Origin of the sequence: Fibrobacter sp. HC4 (genome assembly GCF_023373925.1) — a bacterium.
Lineage (GTDB): Bacteria > Fibrobacterota > Fibrobacteria > Fibrobacterales > Fibrobacteraceae > Fibrobacter.
In genome coordinates this window covers 1-24,149 of record NZ_JALCZV010000028.1, presented here as the reverse complement: position 1 = coordinate 24,149, position 24,149 = coordinate 1, and the positions used below count along the sequence as shown (strand labels likewise).

Below are 24,149 nucleotides of genomic sequence, written 5' to 3'. Positions count from 1 at the left end.
CGCGAGGTCCCTTTCAAAGTTTTCGCGCTATCCCGCGCGCGACCAATAAGTAAAATTACTTGGCGGGAGTATTAGCAATATTCAAGTAAATAGCCTGCAAGGCGCCAGCCACATAAGCCAGGGGAGCGTTCCAGTTAATGGCCACTTCGTTGGTTGCGTAGCTGCAACGGTTGTCGATGTAGGCCAGGGCCGGCTTGTCGGCAGCGGCATAGTTTTCGCACTTCCAGGATTCCTTGCCATCCAGGTTAATATCCTGCTTGCCAAGGTGCGGGCCACCCACCAGCATGCCAGGCACCGGATCGTCTACAAAATCACCTTCGCTAGGACGGTGGTGAGGATTGCGGGCACTGCGATAACCGAAACCGGTCACATAGGAAATTTCCATGGGATTCTTGCCCAGGAGATAGTCCAGAACCTGCTGGGCGCCATCCACATAGCTCTTGTCGCCAGTCAGATAGTAGGCGTGGAGCAGCACCATGGCGTTGTTGGCCATTGCACTGTTGGAGCCCCAGTTCCAGCTCCAGGGGAATGCCGGCAGATGGTAACCGCTGGTATCGCCCACGGCACGGAGGTTGTTGGCCTCATCCATCACCACCTTCTTGGCAGCCTTGTTCAAGTCAGCACCGAAAGTGGCACCGTCCATGGCCACGCGGAAAGCGGCAAGCATATTCACGTTGCCCCACCAGGCGCCATCGGGAGTAAACTTGTTAGCCTTCAAGTCAGCCAGATAGCCATTTGCAGCCTTGTCCTTCTGGCCAGCCACCACCTTGGCGCGGTAAAGTTCAGTTGCGGCCCAGCGGAATTCATCCTTGCCGTTTTCATCACCGGGAGCGTAGCTACCAGTCTGAACGTCATCAGGCTGCTTGTAAAAAGCCTTGGGATTCTTCTTGGCCCAGGCGTATGCCTTTTCGGCAGCCTTCAGGCACTGATCCGCATAAGCGGCGTCAAACTTCTTGTACACCACGCTGGCCTGAGCCATCACTGCGGCAAAGTCCAGAGTTGCGGTCACGTTCTTGATAATGGCATAACGGGGAGCGCCATCCTTTTCGGGCATCACGGATCCGCCGAACATCAAGGTAGTCACCTTGTGGTACACGCCGCCGTCTTCGTCCTGCATGGTCAGCATCCAGTCCAGATTATACTTGACCTCTTCAAGAATCAGGGGCATGTTCTTCAACTCACGGGGAATGTTCCAGGTGAGGGAGTCCATGTAGGTGGGGAAATTTTCATAAAGCTGCAGCAAGGTGAACACGGTAATGCCAGAATTCACCACATACTTGCCGTAGTCACCGGCATCGTACCAACCCTTGGAAGAATTGATAACCACATTCTTGCCAGCCTTGGGATGCTTCTTGCCCACGGACTTCTGGTAACCGGCAGCGGTACGTTCATCGGTACCGTAAACAATCACCTTATCGTCAGGATGGCCAGCAGCACGAACCCACTTTCCACCGTACTGAGCCTCGATAGGCATGCTGGCACGCTGGTAATAGAACCACTTGATGGCACCCTTGGCCAACTCTTCATAAACGCGATCGCCGATCACGATGGGGTTACCCAGATACTCGCCACCGCGATAAAGGCGGTAGGTACCCGGAGTCTTCACTGCAGAAAAATCATAGGTCTGGACTTCTTCCCCGCTGAATTCCCAGTCATAGACCATAGGGGCTTCCATGGTCAAAACAGTCTTTCCGTTCAAGTCGCGAACCTCAAGTTCGTTGGCATCGCTGCCCGGCACAACGGCCAACTTTTCGGAATTGGGGGTAAAACCCAGCTGGTTAATCAGAAGAGGGCCGGCAAAAGCGCTTGCAAGGGCACCGGCACCCAGGACAGACAAAACAAGATTACACGTTCTCATATTGCTCAATATACTTATAAAAAAAGCGCTTGTAATAACCTTTCGCCACATTTGCGTTTTCAAGAGAAAACAAATTATTCCTATTAGGAATGCTTTTTATGGGTGGACGTCAGACAGGTCCCGCAAACTGGATAAAAAAAGCCCCGGCTCCATTTCCATGGAACCGGGACGTTTCAAAGTTCTAGTAGGAACTAGCCCTTCTTAGAACGCTTGCTGTTCTTGATCCATTCAGTCTTGTGGACTTCAGGAATATCGTCAAGCAGCTTCAGGGTGTGCGGTTCGCTGGTGTTGTCCAGAACTTCTGCAGGAGTACCCTGGTTCACGATCTTACCTTCGTTCATGATGAAGATACGGTCGGAAACGTAGTTGGCAAGACCGATATCGTGAGTCACGAAGATCACGGTCATCTTCAGTTCGTCTTTCAACTTACGAAGATAGTCAAGGATGTTTGCACGAACGCAGGCGTCCACCATGGAGGTAGCTTCGTCAGCAATCAACACCTTCGGGCGAAGAGCGAAGATACGGGCGAGGAGCATACGCTGCATCTGACCACCGGAAAGTTCGAAGGGATACTTGCCTTCGATATCTTCGGGCTTGACGTTCACAGCCATCAGGCCTTCGTCAACGCGACGACGGACTTCTTCCTTGGAGGGCTTATCCTTCAGGATGTTCAGAGCGTCTTCGAGCTGAGAGCGGATGGTAAAGAACTGGTTGAAGCAGCCAAACGGATCCTGGAACACAGACTGGACTTCGTTCCAGTGGTCCTTCAGGTTCTTGATGGGCTTGTCGCGATAGAGGAACTGACCGCGAGTGGGTTCGTACAGACCAAGCATGATCTTGGCGAGAACGGACTTACCGCAACCGGAACCGCCCACGATAGAGATGAATTCTTCGTCATAAATATCGAAGGAAACATCCTTCACGGCAGTCTTCAGGTTCTTACCGGCACCGAAGTCCTTGCTAATACGCTTGGCAGAAAATACAACGGGCTTATCACTTAGCATAATCGCACCTCACTTGACGATCGCCGACAATGCGGATTTCTTGAGTGTTCTTCTTGCAATCCGGGCAGGCCTTCTTGCAGCGGGGAGCAAAGCGGCAACCCACAATCTTGTTCTTGAGGCTAGGAGGAGCACCTTCGATAGCTTCAGGATGGCGGGTACGCTGAGAAGCTTCGGTAGAGAGCATAGCGCCCATCAAAGCCTGGGTATACGGGTGACGAGGATCCTTAACGATCTGTTCGGCAGTACCGTATTCCACGATTTCGCCGGCATACATAATGGCGATATTGTCGGCCACATGATAGAGCAGCGGAAGTTCGTGGGTAATGAAGATCATGGTGCTGAAGATACCCTTATCGAGAAGGTCGAAGATCATGGAGATCACTTCCTTCTGGGTAGAAACGTCCAGAGCGGAAGTAGGTTCGTCAGCAATCACCATCTGGGGGTTCAGAAGGGTAGAAATACCGATCACGGAACGCTGGCGTTCGCCTGCGGTCAGCTGGATGGGGTAAGAATTCAGAACGCGGTCAGTGTCCATGCCGAACAGGTCGAAACGTTCACGGAGACGAGCGTAGATTTCCTTCTGGTCCAGCTTCTTGCCGGGCTGCTGGTGAGCAGCGATCACGTCGGCAGCGATGTCCTTGATCTTACGAACCGGGTTCAGGGCGTTGAATGCACCCTGAGGAATCATGGAGACCTGCTGAGCCAAAACGTTGGCGCGCACGTCTTCGAGAGAACGGTTCATGAGGGATTCCATCTTATCGCCGTGCTTCACGCGGACGTCACCCTTTTCGGGGTACAGCGGCGGAATGCACATGCCCATAAGGCCAGACACGAGAGTGGACTTACCGCAACCAGATTCACCAGCGATACCGAGGATTTCACCCTTCTTCATAGAGAAGGACACGTCGGTAACAGCGTGGGTCTTGTCGCCAAAACGACCCAAGTAATAGAGGCCGAGGTTTTCTACTTCAAATACATTTTCAGACATTGTTACCTCTTACTTGCGGAGACGCGGGTTGAAGACGCCTTCCATAGAAGTATTGATCAGGTAAAGTGCGAACACGGTCAAGGTAACGACCAGAGTTGCCGGCAGGAATGCGATCCAGATGGAGTCAGCAAGAGCGCCGTTATCCTTAGCCTGGTTCAGGATGATACCCAGAGAAGTGGTATCCACAGGGCCAAGGCCGATCATAGAAATGGAAGCTTCGGAAAGAATACCGGAACCCACCTGCATGATGAACACCATGAACACGTAGGAAAGCAGGTACGGGAGCACATGCTTGATCACGATGGTCAGGGTGCTAGCACCGTTGATACGGGCCAGGGAGATATGGTCACGGCTACGGAGAGAGGAAGCCTGTGCACGAACGGCACGAGCAGACCAGCTCCAAGCGGTAAGGCCAATCACCACGCCGATAAGAGTCAGAGAACGGCCATCCTTAAAGGCAGAGCTGATGAGCACGAGAATCACGAACTGCGGGATAACGATGAACAGGTTAGTGAACATGTTCAGGACTTCGTCAATCCAACCGCCGCGGAAACCGCCGAACAGACCAATAAGAACACCGAGAGTAGTAGCAATGATACCGGCAAGGAAGCCCACATAGAGGGAGTTGCCGAGACCTTCGATCAACAGAGACACATAGTCACGACCCAGGTGGTCGGTGCCAAGCAGGTGAGCGGAGCTGGAACCGGCATAGGGGCCAGCCAGGATGTCACGGGCATGAGTGTCAACACTGTAGAGCAGCGGTCCGAAGACAGCGATCAACAGGGTGAGAACGAAGATAGAGATACCGACGACGAACATCGGAGACTTGAGAAGGTTTCTAAAGAGCTTTCCCATGATTACTTACCTCCCATCTGGAGACCGGCCTTAACACGCGGGTCGAAGACTGCGATCAGGACGTCAACAGCGAAGTTTGCAACGAGAACGCAGGTAGAGATCATCAAGGTGCAACCCTGGATGGTAGCGTAGTCCTGCTTGTTAATGGCGTCGAGCATAGCCATGCCGAGGCCCGGGTAAGAGAAGATCATTTCGGTAATGAGAGCACCGCCCACCATTGCACCGAGAGACTGGGCAAGACCAGTGAGCTGCGGGAGCATAGCGTTACGGAACACGTAGCTAATGATACGACCTTCGCGGAGGCCCAGCCACTTAGCATACTTCATGTAGTCGGTACCAAGTTCATAGATGGACATGGAACGCATACCGGTAGCCTGACCGGAAAGAAGGATGGGGAAGCAAGAGAAGAACGGCAGGATGTAGTACCAACCGACGCTCTTGAGGCAAGCCCAGGAGAAGGTGAATTCCTGAATATCCGGGCTCATGTTACCCACAGCCGGGAACCAGCCGAGAGTGATAGAGAAGAGAGCCACGAGAAGCATACCGAACACGAAGTACGGAACACCGTTCAGGAACATAGCAACCGGGAAGAACACCTTGTCGAAGATGCCGCGCTTGTAAGCAGCGAAAGCACCGAGAAGGTTACCGATGATCCAACCCAAGAGGATGGTGGGAGCCTGGATCAAGAGGGTCCACGGAAGAGCGTTCTTGATGATGGTGGTCACTTCAGTGTTGTTGGCATAGGACTTGCCAAGGTCACCCTTGAACACGTTGCCAATGTAAGCGAAGAACTGAGAAACAGCGGAGGAACGCTTGGGTTCGGTCTTCATCACGACTTCGTCAACCATGACGGTTTCCTGATGTTCGGTCTGGTACTGTTCCATGACAGCCACCTTTTCGAACTGCGGGACCTTCTTCTTGGTCTTCTTGTCCTTGATCATGACCTGCTTGCCCTTGGCATCCAGGACCGGCTTTTCTTCGAATACGGGCTTACCTTCAGCGTCAACCTTCTGACGTTCAGCCATCTTCGGAGTGCCGTCTTCATTTACGTCCTTGACGGTAACGGTAACTTCAGCACCGTTTTCGTCCAGCTTGGCAACCTTCTTGGTGACCATCTGGCCATTTTCGTCAACTTCCGGTTCGTAAACAGGATTGCCCTGTTCGTCCAGTTCGGCCATGCCGAAAGAAACCAGGAGTTCGGCCTTCTTCTTCTGAGCTTCAGTCGGAGAAAGACCCTTACCGGCCTGACCCATGATGATGTCGACCGGGTCGCTACCGCCCACGCGGGGCAAAGCGAAGTTCAATGCCACTGCAAAGACGAAGGTCAGGAGATACCAGAACCCCTTCTGCAGGACATAGCGTAGCATAGGATATTGTTTAAGCATTTGTATTCCTTTTAACCTTTATTTTGCAAGCTTCAAGTTCCAGAGAATCTTGGTACCGGATGCAACCCAGGGGAGCTGGGCAGGAGCATACGGATTAGCGGCGGTGGGCCAGTTGGTCCATACGCGGTCGCTGAATTCGTAGAACTGTTCCGGCAGGTATACCAGCGGGATGGACGGCTGATCTTCCATGAAGATCTTGTTCAGTTCGCGGTAAGCCTTTGCGATTTCGGTGGAATCAGTCATCAGCGGAATTGCAGACAAAAGTTGGTCGACTTCCGGACGGTATTCAGGAGAACCCGGCTTGTTGTAACGGCCGATGTTCACGCCAGCCCAACCACCGAGGTCGGTCCAGTCACGAGAAGACATGATTTCGTTGAAGCGGCTCCAGGGGAGAGACGGAGTCACGTCGGCAACCGGCTTGTGCATAACCAGGTCGAAGTTGCCAAGACCCATAGCCGGCCAGTACTGACCACCATCCACGAAGCCTTCACGAATATCGATACCAGCCTTACGCATACCGTCAACAGCGATAGTGACCATAGCTTCCCAGTCGGTCCAACCGGCAGGGGAAGTGATGGACAAAGTCGGCAGACGTTCGCCCTTGGCATTTTCCATATGATCCAGAGTACCATCGTCATTGAACACAGACTTGAAGCCAGCTTCGGAGAGCATCTGCTTCACAGCATTCAGACGTTCAGCATCGTCGGTAATAGAGAGGTTTGCACCATACTTGGGCAGGTCTTCGTCAACGATGTACTTACCTTCCAGGTCGGTGGGCATGATAAGGCCAGCCTTCAGGGTGGAAGTATAGTTGGAGACTGCGAACTGACGGAGAGCAGTGTAGTCAATAGCGGTTGCGAGAGCGCGACGGAAACGCTTGTCGTTCAACGGTTCCTTAGTGGTGTTGATGACGAGCATGGGCATTGCACCCGGACGGAAATAAGGAGGTTCATCCCACCAAGTATGAACGCCGGCAGCAGCCTTACGGTTAATACGAGGAATGAAGCTCTGAGAAGCATCCAGGTTACCTTCGCGCATAGCGATGGTGTTATGTTCGTTGTTCTTGTAAATCGGGTGAACGATGTACTTAGGAGCAGGAAGCTGACCGTTATGGAGAGCGGCGTTGCCCCAGTAGTCGTCACGACGTTCAAGAATAATCTTGGTTTCGTTTGCAGAGCGGAGTGCATACGGACCGGACACCACGGGGTTCTGATCCATGGGCATCTTCTTCACTTCGTCCAGACCCTTTTCCTTGATCATGGGCTCGAAGATGTGAGCCGGAGCGATACGGGTAGCCTGCAGCAAGTCACGAACGGTAAGCGGGTTGTTACGAGCCTGCTTGTTCACAATGAAGGAAAGACGTTCGGCAACCACACCTTCAGGTCCGTTCTTCAAAGTATCAACGTGAATTGCAGAAATCTGTTCAGCAGAGTTGATGGAACCGCGGAGAAGCATGAAGGTCACGTCGGTGGAGGTCACCGGCTTGCCATCGCTCCACTTTGCAGCGGGGTTCAAGTCAACAACGATACTGTCATTATTGGAAAGTTCTTCGACCAGGTGGCCCAGAAGATCTTCGATCTGACCGTTCAGGGAGTTATAAGTGATGAGCGGTTCATACATCAGGTTGAAGCGTCCACCTACCGGCCAAGATGCAGCCCAACTTTCTGCCAGGGGGTTGAAAGAACCCGGAGCAGAAGTCTGCTGGCCAGACAAGTAAAGCGTTTCCTGACGAGGCAATGCACCGCTAGCCAGTCCGCCTTCCGAAGATGCGTCGCCGCAGCCGGAGAGAAGCGCACCAGTTGCCGTGAGCGCAAGCGCCGTCCTGGCAATTGATTTCATTCCAATCATTTGTGTCCTCTTTAAGTAAGCTAAAAAAGCTTGTGTGAAAAAAATTCTCACGTAATATAGTTTTTAAAGAAAAATCTGTTTCCGAGTCAACCCGAAAATGCATTTGCAACAGCAACCATGGCCAAAACAGCGAAATTTCGGGCCCTGCACGGCACTCAAAGTTTACGGAAGTTTACAAACAAGGACATTTTGAGCGGTACCAAGGAATCAACCATCACACTTTCACCTATTCAAGGTATGCGGGACCTGCCTGCGAACCCCCATTGTAAACAGGAAATTTCACAATCCACCCCTCCCCCAGGAGGAACCTCCCTCCTCACAATCCTGGTGAAACTCCCCCACCCCCGTGTAAGCCCATCCCCGCAAACAAGCAAAATCTTTTTTGGCGGATGTAAATATTTTATATATAAAATTTCAGATAAAAGAAAATCATACTTTAAAAAAAAGAAAGCCCCGACTTTCATCGGGACTTCCTTTAAGCTTTTTGCTCTAGAGAAGAATTACTTCTTAGCAGCCTTCTTAGCGCAAGCCTTCTTGCAAGCAGCCTTAGGAGCAGCAGCCTTCACAGCCTTGCGAGGATCACCGGCATAGACAGCGTTCTTGCCAAGTTCTTCTTCGATGCGGAGGAGGCGGTTGTACTTGCAGACGCGGTCGGTACGAGAGAGAGAACCGGTCTTGATCTGGCCAGCGGCAGTACCAACTGCGAGGTCAGCAATGAAGGTGTCTTCGGTTTCGCCGGAACGGTGAGAAACGATCGGAGCATAGCCTTCGTTCTGAGCGCGCTTGATAGCAGCGAGGGTTTCAGAAACGGAACCAACCTGGTTCACCTTGATGAGGATAGCGTTAGCGATGCCAGCCTTGATGCCTTCGTCGAAGATGGTCGGGTTGGTAACGAACAGGTCGTCACCCACGAGGTTGAGCTTGGAACCGAGCTTGTCGGTCATGACCTTCCAACCTGCCCAGTCAGCTTCATCCAGACCGTCTTCGATGGAGAAGATGGAATACTTGTCGATGAGCTTTTCATAGAGCTTGACCATGTCAGCAGACTTGAGGGTCTTCTTGGTGCTCTTCTTGAAGGTGTAGGTTTCCGGCTTGCCAGCCTTGGTGTTCTTGTCGCAGAATTCGGAAGAAGCAACGTCAAGAGCGATCTTGATGTCGGTGCCGAACTTGTAACCAGCATTGGTGGTTGCAGTCTTCAGAGCGTCGAGAGCCTTTTCGAGGGTCATAACGCCAGTGATTTCGTAACCGAACTTGTTCTTAGCCGGCTTGATGCTTACGCCAGGAGCGAAGCCACCTTCGTCACCAACGGTGGTGTCGAAGCCACCCTTCTTAAGGACAGCCTTAAGAGCGTGGAAGATTTCGGTCACCATCTGGAGACCCTTGGAGAAAGTCTTAGCGCCAACCGGAGCGATCATGAATTCCTGGAAGTCGATCGGAGCGGAAGAGTGAGCACCGCCGTTGATGACGTTGCACATCGGGCAGGGGAGAGTGAGCTTGGTGGTGCCGTGCATCTTAGCGATGTACTGGTACAGCGGCATCTTAGCGTCGTTAGCAGCAGCAACGCAAACAGCCATGGAAACGCCGAGGATAGCGTTTGCACCGAGCTTGTTCTTGAGCATGCGGTTGCCGTCGAGAGCGATCATAGCGTCATCGATTTCGACCTGCTTGGAAGGATCCATGCCGACGAGCTTCTTAGCGATCTTGGTGTTGACGTTCTTAACAGCGGTAAGGGTGCCCTTGCCGAGGTAAGTCTTCTTGTCACCGTCGCGGAGTTCGCAAGCTTCGCGTTCACCGGTGGAAGCACCACTCGGAACAGCGGCGTGACCGGTCACACCGTTTTCGAGGGTAACATCAACTTCGAGGGAGGGATTGCCGCGAGAGTCGAGGATCTGGCGGGCAACAACGGACTTAATTTTAGAAGCCATTTTATTTGACCTTTGGTTAGAGTGAAAAAATTCAACTATTCGTAATATAGAATAATTGTGGAAATGTTTGTGATAAAGAGTGAAAGAAATGAGGGTGAAAAAAGCACATAAAAAATTCACCTACTCGTACCACACATACCTAGAACCATCCAATGATTTCATTTTTTACTACGCACCAGGATCCGTTCTCTTTTCGTAGGTAAAATCTATCCATCGTAATAGAATAGCCCTCAACAAGAGTCAAGTCTCTATTTTCATTCACATATATTCCAGTCACCTTAAGTAGTCCCTCATTTCCATACATCGGAACGCCATTAGGAGTCAGGTCGCTAACAGGAATAATGTTGCCTAGAAACTTCTTTTTCAGGAGATCGCTTTCGTAACTCCAGGGAGACTCAAGCTCCATAAATACATCCAAAGCATACTTATCGGTCTCGGTCATCAAGAGTCTATTCAGATTCAAGGAATCCGCTACAACACACAGATTGCTCGCCACTGGACATTTTTCATAATGACAATCATTCTTTTTAACGTAAGCCTCTAATTCCTCAAAACCTCCAGCAGGAATTACTTTGTATACAACATCTACTTGTTCTGCAAAGTACAAAGAGAATTGCGCGTTTCGGTCAGAACACTCACCTGGTTTATACAGAGCCAAGTAAATAGCCCTTAACTCGTCTGCAACGGGCCCCTGGGCAGCAGATGCAGCGCAGGTCAAATCAGAGCGCTGTTTCCATTTTTCAAAGAAAGGACGAGCAAGCAATTCCACGCTATCGTTAAAAGCCAGATCTTCATCTTCAGGCAAGTTGAACCTGTAGAGTTCGTAGGCCTTATTCAGCAAGGCGTAGGTGGAGTCAGCATCCAGTCCATCCTTCGTCTGTTGGAACAAGGCTCGCTTGTGTAGGCGATCTTTCTCCACAGACTTTTCATGAGCCTCGTAGGCACGCCTTTCGGGCGACTTGCAGCATCCCGAAAAAAGCATGGATAACAGTAAAAATAGAATGGAGCTCGTTAAAATATCAGATACCAGCAACATGCGACACTTACCTTACGTGCTACTCTAGGATACTACAAAAGAAAAGGTTCCACTTTTCAGTGGAACCTTTTCTTCTAGGATATTCTTTACTATCGCAAGAATTAGAAACGGAAGTGAGCGAAAGCCTTGTTAGCTTCAGCCATCTTGTGAGTATCGTTCTTCTTACGAACAGCGTTACCTTCACCGTTCTTTGCAGCAACGAGTTCTGCAGAGAGACGCTGAGCCATGTTCGGTTCGGTGCGCTTGCGAGCTGCGTCGAGCAACCAGCGGAGAGCGAGAGCCTTGGCACGGTCCGGTGCGACTTCCATCGGAACCTGGTAGTTTGCACCACCGATACGGCGGGACTTAACTTCCAGCTTCGGCTTGATGTTGTCGAGGCACATTTCGAACTTTTCGAGAGCGGTTTCAGTACCTTCGATCTTCTTATCGAGAGTTTCGAGGGTGGTGTAAACGATCTGTTCAGCGATGGTCTTCTTGCCCTGCTTGAGAACAACACCAACGAGTTCGGTAACGAGAGTGGACTTGTAACGCGGATCCGGGAGGATGGAGCGATGGAGAGACTCTCTTCTTCTAGACATAGTTTACCTCTTACTTCTTGGCCGGAGCGGCGCCTTTCTTCTTAACACCATACTTGGAGCGACCGTTCTGACGGCCGTTGACAGCCTGGGTATCCAGGGTGCCGCGGATGATGTGGTAACGAACACCCGGAACGTCCTTCACACGACCACCGCGGATGAGCACGATGGAGTGTTCCTGGAGGTTGTGGCCTTCACCGGGGATGTAAGCGGTAACTTCCATCTTGTTGGAAAGGCGTACACGAGCGATCTTACGAAGAGCGGAGTTCGGCTTCTTCGGGGTGCTGGTATAAACACGGGTGCAAACGCCGCGCTTCTGGGGGCAGGACTTCAAGGCCACGGAAGCGGTCTTGTTGCTGATCTGTTCACGTCCGTTACGGACGAGCTGTTGAATAGTAGGCACTTTATTAATCTCCTAGATTTTGGAGTGCAAATATAGTTCTTATTTCCAATTATTTCAAGTACTTAGGATTAATTCTCCGAATCTTCTTCGTCGGAAGAACCGATTTCGTTATCCAGCATCTGGATTCCGTTGTCAGTTTCGTCCTCAAAATCAATCTGAGTACTCATAGGCCGAGCCGCAACATCCAGCTGAGCATCGGCATCATGCACCTCGACGTTCCTGAGGTGGCGTGCGCCGGTACCGCACGGAATCAGACGACCCATAATCACGTTTTCCTTAAGACCCATGAGCGGGTCCACGCAACCTTCGATAGAAGCGCGGGTAAGGATCTTAGTGGTTTCCTGGAAGGAACAGGCAGAAATGAAGCTGTCTGTTGCCAAGGATGCCTTCGTGATACCAAGGAGCATCGGCGTGTAGGTCGCCTCAGTCTTACCAACAGCGACCAACTGGTCGTTGATGGAACGCAGACGGGCCTTGGAAATTTCTTCGCCCGGGAGCAACTCGGAGTCTCCAGAATCCTTGATCTTGACCTTACGCATCATCTGACGAACGATACATTCGATGTGCTTATCTGCGATAGCCACACCCTGCAGACGGTAAACCGCCTGGATTTCGTTCACCAAGTGACGCTGGACTTCTTCAGGTCCAAGGACATCAAGAATATCATGGGGATCTACGCTACCATCGCTGATCTTCTGACCAGCACGGACACGGTCACCTTCATTAACCGCCAGATGGACACCACGAGGAACCAGCACCTTCACTTCCTGGTCATCCATCTTAATAATCACAACCTGATTGTTGCGGACTTCTTCACCGTAGCTCACCAGACCGTCGATCGGTGCGATGAATGCCTTGGACTTCGGCACGCGGGCTTCGAAGAGTTCTGCCACGCGGGGAAGACCACCGGTAATGTCGCGGGTCTTACCTGCGGCACGGGGAAGCTTAGCAACAGTCTGACCGACGCTAACCTTGTCACCTGCACGGACGGTAAGAATAGCGCCGTCAGGGAGCATGTAGTTACCAATCTTAGTGTTGGAAGAATCAACAATGGTAACTGCCGGGTGGAGGTCCTTCTTACCGTGCTGCTTATCGCTAATCACGGTCCAGGTTTCAACACCGGTAACTTCGTCGGTTTCGGCACGGTATGTACGGTTTTCTACCATATCCGTGAGAACAACCTTACCAGCAACATTACTGATAATGGGGCTGTTATACGGATCCCATTCGAACATGGACTGACCCTTAGTAACGGTAGCGCCATTTTCGACCTTCAGGATAGAACCGTAAGGAATCTGGTAACGACCCTTATTAATACCGGTCTTATCAAAGATAACGAGTTCAGCCATACGGCTGGTAACGATCTTCTGGCCTTCGTTTTCAACGGTTTCCACCATATCCAGTTCAACGTGACCGTCAACCAGAGCCTTCTTGTCGCTTTCGACAGTCAGACGGGAGGCTGCACCACCCACGTGGAAGGTACGGAGGGTAAGCTGAGTACCCGGTTCACCGATGGACTGTGCTGCGAGCACACCCACGGCTTCGCCCAGGTCAACAGGGCGACCAGAAGCAAGCATACGGCCATAGCACTTGGAGCAGATACCGGTGCGAGAATCGCAGGTCAGCACGGAACGCATCTTGATGTGTTCCAGACCGGTAGCGGTAATCTTAGCCAGGTCACGTTCGGTGACCAGTTCACCAGCCTTGACGATGACTTCGCCAGTCACCGGATGCTTGATGTCATCCACGGGTGCACGACCCAGGAGACGTTCTTCAAGAGCGATGATAGTATCGTCACCGTCCTTGAATGCAGAAACTTCGATACCGTTGGTAGTACCGCAATCTTCTTCGGTAACCACCAGGTCCTGTCCTACGTCAACCAGACGGCGGGTCAAGTAACCAGCGTCAGCGGTCTTCATAGCGGTATCAGCCAAACCCTTACGAGCACCGTGAGAGGAAATGAAGTATTCCATCACGTTCAGGCCTTCACGGAAGCAGGACTTAATCGGGTTTTCAATAACTTCACGACCATCCAGAGACTTGGTCGGCTTCTGCATAAGACCACGCATACCGGACAGCTGCTTAATCTGTTCACGGCTACCACGAGCGCCGGAATCAGCCATCATGTAAACGGGGTTGAAGCCATCGCGGTCACCGGAAAGGAGTTCCCACTGCTTGGCAGCAACGTCAGAAGTAGTCTTGGACCAAACGTCAACGGTCTGGTTGTAACGTTCACCGTCGGTAATCACACCGTCTTCATACAGACCACGAATCTTGGAGATTGCGTCAGCGGCCTTGTCCAGCATTTCCTGCTTTTCCTTGGGGATCACCATTTCGGCGATAGCCACAGAGGAACCGGCGCGAGTTGCCCACTTATAACCGTTGGCCTTCAGGTCATCCAGGTAGTCAACCGTTACGCGGTTGCCGGTACGACGGTACAGGTCATCGATGGACTTGGCGATAACCTTCTTACCGAAGGTTTCGTTTGCGTAGCCCAGGGCGTTGGGAACGAACTCGTTGAAGATGATTCGACCGACAGTGGTCTTAATAACGTTTTCTTCCTTGAGGGTAAGGAACTTCACCTTGTCGCCAGCCTTGACATTGACTTCAACATTGCCAAAGTCATCAGCTTCTTCACGGAGGCAGACGCAATCCTTTTCCACAGCGCCGATGTAGATCTTGCGACCTGCAGGGAGCTTCAGGTATACGTAGGCGTTCAGGTCGACGCAGCCGTTTTCGTAGGCGCGGATGGCTTCAGCCGGATCGTAGAAGTGCATGCCTTCGCCCTTGCGACCCGGACGGGGCTTGGTCAGGTAGTACAGACCGAGCACGATGTCCTGGCCCGGCACAGCAATCGGCTGACCGGAAGCGGGGTGAAGAATGTTGTTGGAAGACAGCATGATGACGCGGCATTCCAACTGGGTTTCGAAAGACAGCGGAAGGTGGCAAGCCATCTGGTCACCGTCGAAGTCTGCGTTAAATGCAGTACAGACGAGGGGGTGGAGGCGAATTGCATTACCTTCAATGAGTTTCGGGTAGAAGGCCTGGATACCGAGACGGTGCAGAGTAGGAGCACGGTTCAGCATCACCGGATGGTCTTCGATAATCTGTTCGAGAATGTCCCAAACTTCAGGACGTTCTGCGTCCACATACTTCTTGGCAGACTTGAGGGTATATACGATACCTTCTTCTTCCAAGCGCTGGATGATGAACGGCTTGTAAAGTTCCAAAGCCATGCGCTTCGGGAGACCGCACTGGTGCATGCGAAGTTCCGGGCCAACCACAATAACAGAACGGCCGGAGTAGTCAACACGCTTACCGAGGAGGTTCATACGGAAGCGACCCTGCTTACCCTTCAGGAGTTCAGCGAGGCTCTTCATGGGACGTGCGGAACCGGCACGGGCCGTGCGACGGCCACTGTCGAACAGCTGGTCAACAGCTTCCTGCAACATACGCTTTTCGTTGCAGAGAATGACGTTCGGGGCACGGATATCAATCAGCTTCTTCAAGCGATTGTTACGGTTGATCACGCGACGATAGAGTTCGTTCAAGTCGGAAGTTGCGAAACGGCCACCTTCCAGGGGAACGAGAGGACGCAGATCGGGCGGAATAACCGGAAGTACGTCAAGAATCATCCAGGACGGCTGGTTTGCGAGCAAACGAGCTTCGTTAGGATACTTGACACGGAATTCTTCGTAAGCGTCTGCCACGATGAAGTTTTCGTGGGAAGCTTCGTAGGAAGCCTTGAATTCTGCAACGGCTTCGGCGAGGCCACGGAGCCAGGGCTGCTGAGCGTCCTGCTTCATTGCCTTTTCCGGATTTTCGTAGTAGTCGCGGAAGCTTTCGCGCTGAGACTTCAGGAAGGCGTCCACAACCTTGAGGCGCTTGAGAGCGTCATCCTGCTTGGTCTTGGACTTGGACTGAGCCTGCACGCGGAGGTCAGCAGAAAGTGCAGCCAGATCAACGCGGTCGAGGAGCTGCTTAATAGCGGAAGCACCCATCTTGGCGTCGAACTGACGACCTTCGTTGGAAAGGTCCTGATACTGAGCTTCGTCAATGAGAGTGTTGGGTTCCAGATCGGTGGTACCCGGATCGATCACTACATACTTTTCGTAGTAGATGATGTTGTCCAGATCCTTGGTGGAAAGGTTCAGGAGAGCACCGATAACACAGGGCTGGTTACGGACGAACCAGGTGTGAGTCAGAGGAATGGCCAATTCGATATGGCCCATGTACTTACGGCGTACGTTGGAGTGAGTCACTTCAACACCGCAACGGTCGCAAACCACACCCTTATAACGGATGCGCTTGAACTTACCGCAGTTACATTCCCAGTTCTTAACAGGTCCGAAGATCTTTTCGCAGAAAAGACCATCCTTTTCGGGCTTGAAAGAGCGGTAGTTGATGGTTTCCGGCTTGGTCACTTCACCATGGGACCAGCTGCGGATCATTTCCGGAGCGGCGAGGTGAATCGAAATATCGCCAGAATTGTCGCGTTCAATTTCTTCGACCATTTTACTTATCTCCATTGGTCTGAATATTGAGACCCAAAGAACGAACTTCGCGGATCATAACGTTAAAGGATTCAGGTACACCCGGCTTCGGAGTGTTCTGGCCATGAACGATGGCATCATAGACCTTGGAACGGCCCTGGACATCGTCAGACTTGACGGTGAGGAGTTCCTGCAAGGTGTATGCGGCACCGTATGCTTCCATTGCCCACACTTCCATTTCACCGAAGCGCTGACCACCGAACTGGCTCTTACCGCCAAGAGGCTGCTGAGTAACCAGTGCGTAGGAACCGATAGAACGAGCATGAATCTTGTCGTCTACCAAGTGGCCCAGCTTTAGGTAGTACATGTAACCGATAGTCACGGGGTTCAGGAAGGCTTCGCCAGTCTTACCGTCGTAAAGCTTTGCCTTACCGATAATCTTGCCGTTGTCCGGATCCATTTCGTAGTTAACGATGGGGTTCTTTTCGTAGGCCTTCTTCAGTTCTTCACAAATGTCTTCGAACTTGGCACCGTCGAACACGGGGGTGGTCACCTTGAAGCCGAGAGTCTTTGCTGCCCAGCCCAAGTGCACTTCAAGCACCTGACCGATGTTCATACGAGAAGGCACGCCCAGCGGGTTCAGAAGGATCTGAAGCGGACGACCGTCTTCGGTGAACGGCATGTCTTCGACCGGAACGATCTTGGACACAACACCCTTGTTACCATGGCGACCTGCCATCTTGTCACCGATGGAGAGGCAACGCTTCTTGGCGATGTAAACCTTGACGGACTTGAGAACGCCCGGCTTCAGTTCATCGCCCTTAGTCACCTTGTCAATTTCCTTTTCCATGGTGCGTGTAAGGGTATCCAGATTGTCGCGTGCAACGAGGACGAGAGTCAGGACCTGTTCCTGGAGTTCGTCATCGCCCACCACGAAGGTAGAGGCCGGAGAAACCTTGGTCACGTCGATAGCGGCCAGGTTCTGTTCGGTATAGGTCTGACCTTCGCGAATCAGGAGTTCATGGGTTTCATTGTCCATCACCTTGCCGGCAGCCTTACCGCCGAGAAGTTCGAACAAGTGTTCGGAGCAAGCAACCTTGATCTTGTCGATCTGAGTCTGGAAGTTGCTACGGATTTCGTTAATGGTTTCCTGATCCTTTTCCTTGCTGTTCTTGTCAGCCTTGTCCTTCTTGCTGAAGACGCGGGTTTCAAGAACGATACCCTTCATTCCCGGAGGAGCCTTCAGAGAAGAATCGCGGACGTCGCCAGCCTTTTCACCGAAGATGGCGCGGAGGAGACGTTCTTCCGGAGAGAGTTCGGTTTCGCCCTTCGGGGTAACCTTACCGACGAGGATGTCGTCTGCGGTGACTTCAGCACCGACACGGACAACACCGTTTTCGTCCAGGTTGCGGAGAGCTTCTTCACCGACGTTAGGAATTTCACGGGTCAGTTCTTCAGGACCACGCTTGGTTTCACGAACTTCCATTTCGTATTCTTCGATATGGATAGAAGTGAAGGTGTCCTTAATAGCCAATTCTTCGGAAATGATAACTGCGTCTTCGTAGTTATAACCATTCCACGGCAAGAAGCCGATGAGGATGTTCTTACCGAGAGCCAGTTCACCGTGGTCGGTGGACACGCCGTCAGCCAGCACGTCGCCAGCCTTGACGAAGTCACCAACGTTGACGATGGGCTTCTGGTTAATGCAGGAATCCTGGTTGGAACGTTCGAACTTACGGAGAACGTATTCGTCGATAGGATCCTTGCCGAGGAATTCATAGTCTTCGCCGAGACCGGTCAGCGGAACGAAGGAACCGTCAACCATGTTACCGCGCTGAACAGTGACGTTGCGTGCGTCAACGAAGGTAACCATACCGTCGTGCTTTGCACGGACAACGGTACCCGAGTCGAGAGCGGCGCGACGTTCCAGGCCGGTGCCCACAACGGGAGCTTCTGCACGGAGCAGAGGCACAGCCTGACGCTGCATGTTAGAGCCCATCAAGGCACGGTTAGCATCGTCATGTTCGAGGAACGGAATAAGACCTGCAGCCACAGACACGATCTGCATCGGGGCCACGTCCATGAGGTCGATACGTTCGGTTTCGTTGTCTTCGGGTTCGAAGGAATCCTGACGCATAACGTGGACATATTCGCTCTTGTCGCGGACGATGACGTAGCCGTCCATGTCGCCCTTGAAGCGGTTGTCTTCGTCAAGTTCGGTAGAAGCCGGAGCAACCTTGAAGGCGTCTTCTTCATCTGCAGTGAGGCAGGTGATGTAGCTAGAAACGATCTGTTCGACAACGTCGCCAGCCTGTTCGTAGTCGGGAGTGCCTTCGAAGTTTTCAACGGTGAAACCGTTGCGGTAGTAGGTAACCTGACCTTCGGTGTCCTTGAATGCGAATACCTTGTTCACAAAACCATCGAACAGGTCACGCTGGGTGTTGTCCAGGTTCATACGAACAAAGTCTGCCTGTTTCTTGGAAAGTTCGAGTTCCAGGAACAGGTGCGGATCGTGTACGAAAGCCTTGAAGATACCGAAGTGCCACTTGGCTTCCGGAACCTTTACAATGTTGCCCTTGGCATCCTTGAAGTCAACGAGGCCCACGATACGGTACGGGGTTTCGATGAAGCCGAAGTGGTTAACCACGGCGAAGGATGCGAGAGAGTTGATAAGACCGATGTTCGGACCTTCCGGAGTTTCGATCGGGCAGAGACGGCCGTAGTGAGTGTAGTGCACGTCACGGACTTCGAAGCCTGCGCGTTCGCGGGAAAGACCACCGGGGCCGAGAGCGGACAGACGACGCTTATGAGTAAGTTCAGAAAGCGGGTTCATCTGGTCCATGAACTGGGACAGCTGGCTGGAGCCGAAGAAGGCCTGCACAACAGTAGACACCATGCGGGTGTTCACCAGTTCGCGAGGAGTGGTCTGTTCGTCTTCGCCGTGGAGAGTGAGGTTTTCACGGATCACACGGGACATGCGGGACAGGCCCACAGAAATCTGGTTAGCAAGAAGTTCGCCAACGGAACGGGTACGACGGTTGCCCAAGTGGTCGATATCGTCGAGAGCGTAACCTTCGGTGCCGTTGTAGAGACCAACCATATAGACGATGATGGCAAGGAAGTCTGCCTTGCTCATGGTCATGGTGGTGAGGGACGGGATCTTGAATTCCGGGCCCTGTTCTGCGAGCACGCTGCGAATTTCAGCCTTGCTGTAAATCTTGGAGTTCAGGCGGTAACGACCGACTTCACCAAGGTCATACTTATGAGGATCGGAAATGAACTGGCTGTCGAAGTAGATTTCGGCAGTGCGCATATCCGGAGCTTCATCCTGCTGCTGGTGGGTCACGGAGTAGATAGCCTTGAGAGCATCTTCGCGAGACTTGGTCTTGTCTGCAGCCAGGGTGTAGTGGATGAGGAGGTTGTCTTCTTCCTTGGAGAGGAGGACGATCTTCTCGACGCGGTTTTCGATGAGGCGGCTCAGCTTCTTGTCGTCGATAACAGTGTTTGCTTCGAGGATGATTTCGCCGGTAGCTTCGTCGATGACGTCTTCAAATACAATGCGGTCGATGAGAGCGCAGACACCGTTTTCGTCGTACTGTTCAGCCATTTCTGCAACAACGACTTCATCGGTCTTCTTGTAGAAGAGCTTCAGGATGTCCTGCGTGGTTTCGAAACCGATGCAACGAAGCATGGCGGTTGCAGCCAACTTCTTCTTGCGGTCGATAATGAGGTAAAGGATGTCGCCTTCGGTGTTGAATTCAACCCAGGCGCCGCGGTGCGGGATAATACGGCTCTTGTAGTCGTCACGACCGGAAATCTGCATTTCCTTGTCGAAGCTGACACCGTAGGAACGATGCAACTGAGAAACGACAACGCGTTCAGCGCCATTGACGATGAACGTACCGTTTGCGGTCATGATCGGGAGGTCGCAAACCAGAACGTCATTCTTGACTTCTTCCTTGAGCTTGCGGTCTTCGCCGTCTTCTTCAAAAATCTGCAAAGACAGAGTGGCGAACATTTCCATGGAATAGGTAAGTCCACGTTCGCGGCACTCGGGGATGCTGTATTTCGGGATACCGAAATAGTAACCTTCGTAATTAAGGGAATAGAGACCCTTGACGTCAGTAATTGGGAAAATGTCCTGGAACACGCGTTCCAAGCCAACCTTGAGACGTTTTTCTTGCGGAATATCCTTCTGGAGGAATTGCTCGTACGAAGCCTTCTGGACTTCAATCAGGTACGGGAGTTCCAACTGGAATTTGTTGGAGGAGTATGACTTTCTCTCCGTGGTCATTTGAAATACCTCATCCGGTAAAGAGCTAAATGTTGGCACCAAAGGTAGAAAAATATTAAGAATGACTATCTTCTTGACCTTGTTGCCATGGGCTTTTTTCGGTAGAAAAAGCAGAAAATCTTAATACACCAAAAGCCCGCACGAAAGTGCAGGCGATTGGCGTATAAAAGATTCAGTGAAGTGAAAGCATTACTTCAGAGCGACCTTTGCTCCGAGATCTTCCAGTTCCTTCTTGAGCTTTTCAGCGTCAGCCTTCGGCATAGCTTCCTTAACGACGCTGTTGGCCTTTTCGACGAGGTCCTTAGCTTCCTTAAGGCCGAGACCGGTGATAGCGCGGACAGCCTTGAGGACGTCCATCTTCTTAGCACCGCATTCGACGAGGATGACGTCGAATTCAGTCTTTGCTTCTTCAGCAGGAGCAGCTGCAGCTGCCATAACTACGGCGCCACCAGCAGCGGCTTCAATGCCGTGGGTTTCCTTGAGGTAGTCAGCCAAAGCCTTGGCTTCGAGAAGGGTAAGACCAACGATTTGATCGCCCAATGCCTTGATATCAGTTGCCATGATGTGTTTCTCCGATTATTCCGTTTAAATTTTTTGGTTTGTGGTTTGTTGTTAAGCTTCCGGTGCGGCTTCAGCTTCTGCTGCAGGTGCTGCTTCGGAGCCCGATGCTTCTTCCAGCTTTTCCTGGAGGGTCTTGATCTGACCAGCGATAGTGGAACCAGGTCCGAGAGCGATGGAGACGATCATTGCGATCATACCCTTGCGATCCGGAATCTTAGCGAGGTTCACGACTTCGGTGCCAGGCATCGGCTTACCATCGAGGTAAATGCTCTTGGCGATCAAGAAATCGGGGTTAGCTTTGTGGAATGCTTCAATTTCGCGAGCCGGCAGAAGAGGATCTTCTTCGAAACCAACCATGACGGAAGTTGCGCCAGTCAGCTGGTCTTCGAGACCTTCTACACCGAGAGCAGCGAGCACGCGCTTGAGAAGAGTATTCTTCACAGCCTTGTACTGCACGCCCTTAGCGCTGAGGGACTTGCGAAGGGCATTGTCCTTTTCAACGGTCAAGCCTTGATAGTTGAGCAGGTAGACAGCGGTAGCACCCTTGAAGGATTCTACGAGAGCGTCCACAGTCTGTTGTTTTTTAACTACAGCTTTCATGGTATCTCCTAGCGTGTCAGTGCCATATCAAGTTTAATGCCCGGAGCCATAGTTGCGGACAACGTAAGGCTCTTAATATAGGTGCCCTTAGAAGATTGCGGCTTAGCCTTGACAACAGAGTCGATAACAGCCTTGGTATTTTCAACCAGCTGATCGAGGCTGAAGGAGAGCTTGCCAACGGGGGCGTGAACGTTTGCACCCTTGTCGACGCGGTATACAATCTTACCGGCCTTCAGTTCCTTGACGGTCTGTGCAACGTTAACGGTCACAGTACCAGCCTTGGGGGACGGCATCATACCACGGGGGCCAAGAACGCGAGCCACCTTACTAATCACCGGCATCATGTCGGGAGTAGCAACGACGGCGTCAAAGTCCAGCCAGCCTTCCTGAATCTTCTGAACCAAGTCGGCACCACCAGCGTAGTCAGCGCCAGCGTTCTGTGCAACTTCAATGTTATTGTCCTTGCAGAAAACGAGAACGCGAACCTGACGACCGGTACCATGCGGAAGCACGACAGTGCCACGAACCACTTGGTCGGAATGTTTTGGGTCCACACCGAGATTGAAGTGGATTTCGACAGTCTGGTCGAACTTCAATTCGGACTTTTTAAGGATTTCGATTGCTTCATTCAGACCGTAAGCTTTGTTACGTTCGATGGATTCAGCAATCTTTTTGTATTTTTTTCCTCTGAACATGAAATTTTCCTGTCAGATACGTAACGGTGAATTACCTGCCTCAGTCAACCACTTCAACACCCATGGAGCGGGCAGTACCAGCAACCATGCGCATAGCGGCTTCGAGGTCGATTGTGTTTAGATCCGGCATCTTCTTTTGGGCGATTTCCTGGATCTGGGCCTTGGTGATCTTGCCAACTTTCTTACGGTTGGGTTCGCCAGAGCCACTTTCAATGCCGACAGCCTTCTTGATGAGGGCCGGAACCGGCGAAACCTTCGTGATGAAGGTAAAGCTCTTATCAGCGTAGACGGTAATAACCACGGGAATGATCATTCCCTTGGCATCCTGAGTCTTAGCGTTGAACTGCTTACAGAACTCCATAATGTTCACACCCTTCTGACCAAGGGCGGGACCTACCGGAGGAGCCGGATTAGCTGCACCACCGGGAATCTGGAGCTTAATATAACCTGTGATTTTCTTTGCCACTGTATTATCTCCGTTTCAAAAACCGTACGTTATGCGTTGTCGGATTCAACCTGGTTAAAGGCGAGTTCAACAGGTGTAGAACGACCGAACACAGTTACCATGACCTTGATCTTGGCATCCATGATTTCGTCTACGACGCCCACAAAGTCCTTGAAGGGACCTTCCTTGATGCGGACATTTTCGCCAATCTTATACGGAATTTGGATCACGTCTCCGGAATCACTAGGATCAACTCCCAGAAGACGATCGACCTCGCTCTGTGCTAAAGGAATGGCCACGCGCTTAGTCGGGGTCATTCCCAAGAAATGGGTGACGCCATTAATGTTCATCACCAAATGCTGGGTGAGCTCGTCCAGCACCATTTCAATAATAACGTAAGTCGGCATCATGTTCTGGACAGAAACGTGACGACGACCGCGAACTGTAGAAGCCACTTCGCGAGTCGGTACGATAATCTGACCGAACTTTTCTTGAACGCCTTCGCGTTCAATCATCTGCTCGATACGTTTCTTAATGTTGTTTTCTTGACCGGAAAAGGTGTGAATGGCATACCAACGCATCATAATTAACCTCTTCCCATAATCTTGTCAACGATCCAAGAGAGACCTACGTCTAACCCAGCAATATATACACCCATAACGACGCTGAAAAGCATCACCACCATGGTAGAACCTTTAAGTTCTTCCCAAGTGGGCCAAGTAACTTGCTTCAATTCTTGGATGGATTCTTTGATATATTGCTGAATCTTACGCATAATGACTCCAGGAAGTGAACAGGTCGGGAGGGACTCGAACCCCCAACCAACGGTTTTGGAGACCGTGACTCTACCAATTGAGCTACCGACCTATTCGGACTTCCTTACTTGGTTTCCTTGTGAACGGTATGCTTGCGGCAGAACGGGCAGTACTTCTTGTATTCTACGCGAGAAGGATGAAGACGCTTATTCTTGTCGCAGTCATAATTGCGCTGATTGCATTCGGTGCATTCGAGCGTGATGAGTTCTCTAGGCATTATATATTATCCGATTACTTGATGATTTCGGTTACAGAACCAGCACCAACGGTACGGCCACCTTCACGGATAGCAAAGCGGAGCTGCTTTTCCATTGCGACGGGAGCGATCAGAGTGGTGTGGATAGTGACGGTGTCACCCGGGGTCACCAT

Annotated in this window: 19 protein-coding genes, 1 tRNA gene and 1 pseudogene; all 21 read right to left on the bottom strand. The window is 51.7% G+C overall.

What is annotated here, in order from left to right:
• Positions 1-55: 55 nt before the first annotated feature.
• Positions 56-1,858 carry a glycoside hydrolase family 9 protein gene (locus MMG03_RS14685; protein ID WP_101478433.1) on the bottom strand — a complete coding sequence of 601 codons (1,803 nt, stop codon included), beginning with the start codon at positions 1,856-1,858 and terminating at the stop codon, positions 56-58.
• 191 nt (positions 1,859-2,049) lie between these two features.
• Positions 2,050-2,862: an ABC transporter ATP-binding protein gene (locus MMG03_RS14680; protein WP_073161444.1), complete on the bottom strand. Its 813-nt coding sequence runs from the start codon at positions 2,860-2,862 to the stop codon at positions 2,050-2,052.
• Positions 2,852-3,850 carry an ABC transporter ATP-binding protein gene (locus MMG03_RS14675; protein ID WP_073161445.1) on the bottom strand — a complete coding sequence of 333 codons (999 nt, stop codon included), beginning with the start codon at positions 3,848-3,850 and terminating at the stop codon, positions 2,852-2,854. Before MMG03_RS14675 ends, MMG03_RS14680 begins: the two co-directional genes overlap by 11 nt.
• 9 nt (positions 3,851-3,859) lie before the next feature.
• Positions 3,860-4,705 (bottom strand): ABC transporter permease, encoded by an 846-nt coding sequence (locus MMG03_RS14670; RefSeq protein ID WP_073161446.1) that lies wholly within the window; start codon positions 4,703-4,705, stop codon positions 3,860-3,862.
• Between the two features lie 2 nt (positions 4,706-4,707).
• On the bottom strand, positions 4,708-6,090 hold the full coding sequence (locus tag MMG03_RS14665) for an ABC transporter permease subunit (protein ID WP_088666407.1): 1,383 nt from the start codon (positions 6,088-6,090) through the stop codon (positions 4,708-4,710).
• A gap of 18 nt (positions 6,091-6,108) precedes the next feature.
• Complete coding sequence (locus MMG03_RS14660; RefSeq protein ID WP_073238423.1) at positions 6,109-7,938, bottom strand: ABC transporter substrate-binding protein; 1,830 nt, start codon at positions 7,936-7,938, stop codon at positions 6,109-6,111.
• A 500-nt stretch (positions 7,939-8,438) separates the two neighbouring features.
• Positions 8,439-9,863, bottom strand: coding sequence for a phosphopyruvate hydratase (eno, locus tag MMG03_RS14655; RefSeq protein WP_249506610.1), 1,425 nt, complete (start codon positions 9,861-9,863; stop codon positions 8,439-8,441).
• Between the two features lie 139 nt (positions 9,864-10,002).
• The gene (locus MMG03_RS14650; protein ID WP_249506609.1) at positions 10,003-10,845 is read right to left on the bottom strand and encodes a hypothetical protein; all 843 of its coding nucleotides are present in this window, start codon (positions 10,843-10,845) and stop codon (positions 10,003-10,005) included.
• A 155-nt stretch (positions 10,846-11,000) separates the two neighbouring features.
• A complete protein-coding gene (gene rpsG, locus MMG03_RS14645) occupies positions 11,001-11,477 on the bottom strand; it encodes a 30S ribosomal protein S7 (RefSeq protein WP_249506608.1) in 477 nt (158 codons plus the stop codon).
• 10 nt (positions 11,478-11,487) lie between these two features.
• Positions 11,488-11,877 carry a 30S ribosomal protein S12 gene (gene rpsL, locus MMG03_RS14640; RefSeq protein ID WP_072980597.1) on the bottom strand — a complete coding sequence of 130 codons (390 nt, stop codon included), beginning with the start codon at positions 11,875-11,877 and terminating at the stop codon, positions 11,488-11,490.
• A gap of 68 nt (positions 11,878-11,945) precedes the next feature.
• Entirely contained in the window at positions 11,946-16,391 is a 4,446-nt protein-coding gene (gene rpoC / locus MMG03_RS14635) for a DNA-directed RNA polymerase subunit beta' (RefSeq protein WP_073161453.1), read from the bottom strand.
• A gap of 1 nt (position 16,392) precedes the next feature.
• On the bottom strand, positions 16,393-20,664 hold the full coding sequence (gene rpoB / locus MMG03_RS14630) for a DNA-directed RNA polymerase subunit beta (RefSeq protein WP_073161454.1): 4,272 nt from the start codon (positions 20,662-20,664) through the stop codon (positions 16,393-16,395).
• 189 nt (positions 20,665-20,853) lie between these two features.
• Positions 20,854-21,225, bottom strand: coding sequence for a 50S ribosomal protein L7/L12 (gene rplL, locus MMG03_RS14625; protein WP_073161455.1), 372 nt, complete (start codon positions 21,223-21,225; stop codon positions 20,854-20,856).
• A 51-nt stretch (positions 21,226-21,276) separates the two neighbouring features.
• On the bottom strand, positions 21,277-21,825 hold the full coding sequence (gene rplJ / locus MMG03_RS14620; RefSeq protein WP_073161456.1) for a 50S ribosomal protein L10: 549 nt from the start codon (positions 21,823-21,825) through the stop codon (positions 21,277-21,279).
• Between the two features lie 8 nt (positions 21,826-21,833).
• Positions 21,834-22,520, bottom strand: a complete 687-nt coding sequence (rplA, locus tag MMG03_RS14615) for a 50S ribosomal protein L1 (protein WP_073161457.1) — start codon at positions 22,518-22,520, stop codon at positions 21,834-21,836.
• 40 nt (positions 22,521-22,560) lie between these two features.
• Entirely contained in the window at positions 22,561-22,986 is a 426-nt protein-coding gene (gene rplK / locus MMG03_RS14610) for a 50S ribosomal protein L11 (protein WP_073161458.1), read from the bottom strand.
• 29 nt (positions 22,987-23,015) lie between these two features.
• On the bottom strand, positions 23,016-23,549 hold the full coding sequence (gene nusG, locus MMG03_RS14605) for a transcription termination/antitermination protein NusG (RefSeq protein WP_249269456.1): 534 nt from the start codon (positions 23,547-23,549) through the stop codon (positions 23,016-23,018).
• Between the two features lie 2 nt (positions 23,550-23,551).
• On the bottom strand, positions 23,552-23,740 hold the full coding sequence (gene secE / locus MMG03_RS14600) for a preprotein translocase subunit SecE (RefSeq protein ID WP_073161460.1): 189 nt from the start codon (positions 23,738-23,740) through the stop codon (positions 23,552-23,554).
• A 19-nt stretch (positions 23,741-23,759) separates the two neighbouring features.
• A tRNA-Trp gene (locus MMG03_RS14595) sits at positions 23,760-23,832 on the bottom strand.
• 12 nt (positions 23,833-23,844) lie between these two features.
• Complete coding sequence (rpmG, locus tag MMG03_RS14590; RefSeq protein WP_072801172.1) at positions 23,845-23,997, bottom strand: 50S ribosomal protein L33; 153 nt, start codon at positions 23,995-23,997, stop codon at positions 23,845-23,847.
• Positions 23,998-24,011: 14 nt separating this feature from the next.
• Positions 24,012-24,149: pseudogene (tuf, locus tag MMG03_RS14585) on the bottom strand (elongation factor Tu); the annotation flags it as partial.

Coding starts and splice junctions, on each gene's coding strand:
- MMG03_RS14670 (WP_073161446.1), bottom strand. CDS start 4,705: ATGGGAAAGCTCTTTAGAAACCTTCTCAAGTCTCCGATGTTCGTCGTC.
- secE (WP_073161460.1), bottom strand. CDS start 23,740: ATGCGTAAGATTCAGCAATATATCAAAGAATCCATCCAAGAATTGAAG.
- eno (WP_249506610.1), bottom strand. CDS start 9,863: ATGGCTTCTAAAATTAAGTCCGTTGTTGCCCGCCAGATCCTCGACTCT.
- rpmG (WP_072801172.1), bottom strand. CDS start 23,997: ATGCCTAGAGAACTCATCACGCTCGAATGCACCGAATGCAATCAGCGC.
- MMG03_RS14660 (WP_073238423.1), bottom strand. CDS start 7,938: ATGATTGGAATGAAATCAATTGCCAGGACGGCGCTTGCGCTCACGGCA.
- nusG (WP_249269456.1), bottom strand. CDS start 23,549: ATGATGCGTTGGTATGCCATTCACACCTTTTCCGGTCAAGAAAACAAC.
- MMG03_RS14675 (WP_073161445.1), bottom strand. CDS start 3,850: ATGTCTGAAAATGTATTTGAAGTAGAAAACCTCGGCCTCTATTACTTG.
- rpsG (WP_249506608.1), bottom strand. CDS start 11,477: ATGTCTAGAAGAAGAGAGTCTCTCCATCGCTCCATCCTCCCGGATCCG.
- rplL (WP_073161455.1), bottom strand. CDS start 21,225: ATGGCAACTGATATCAAGGCATTGGGCGATCAAATCGTTGGTCTTACC.
- MMG03_RS14650 (WP_249506609.1), bottom strand. CDS start 10,845: ATGCTTTTTTCGGGATGCTGCAAGTCGCCCGAAAGGCGTGCCTACGAG.
- MMG03_RS14665 (WP_088666407.1), bottom strand. CDS start 6,090: ATGCTTAAACAATATCCTATGCTACGCTATGTCCTGCAGAAGGGGTTC.
- MMG03_RS14680 (WP_073161444.1), bottom strand. CDS start 2,862: ATGCTAAGTGATAAGCCCGTTGTATTTTCTGCCAAGCGTATTAGCAAG.
- rpoB (WP_073161454.1), bottom strand. CDS start 20,664: ATGACCACGGAGAGAAAGTCATACTCCTCCAACAAATTCCAGTTGGAA.
- rpoC (WP_073161453.1), bottom strand. CDS start 16,391: ATGGTCGAAGAAATTGAACGCGACAATTCTGGCGATATTTCGATTCAC.
- MMG03_RS14685 (WP_101478433.1), bottom strand. CDS start 1,858: ATGAGAACGTGTAATCTTGTTTTGTCTGTCCTGGGTGCCGGTGCCCTT.
- rplA (WP_073161457.1), bottom strand. CDS start 22,520: ATGTTCAGAGGAAAAAAATACAAAAAGATTGCTGAATCCATCGAACGT.
- rplJ (WP_073161456.1), bottom strand. CDS start 21,825: ATGAAAGCTGTAGTTAAAAAACAACAGACTGTGGACGCTCTCGTAGAA.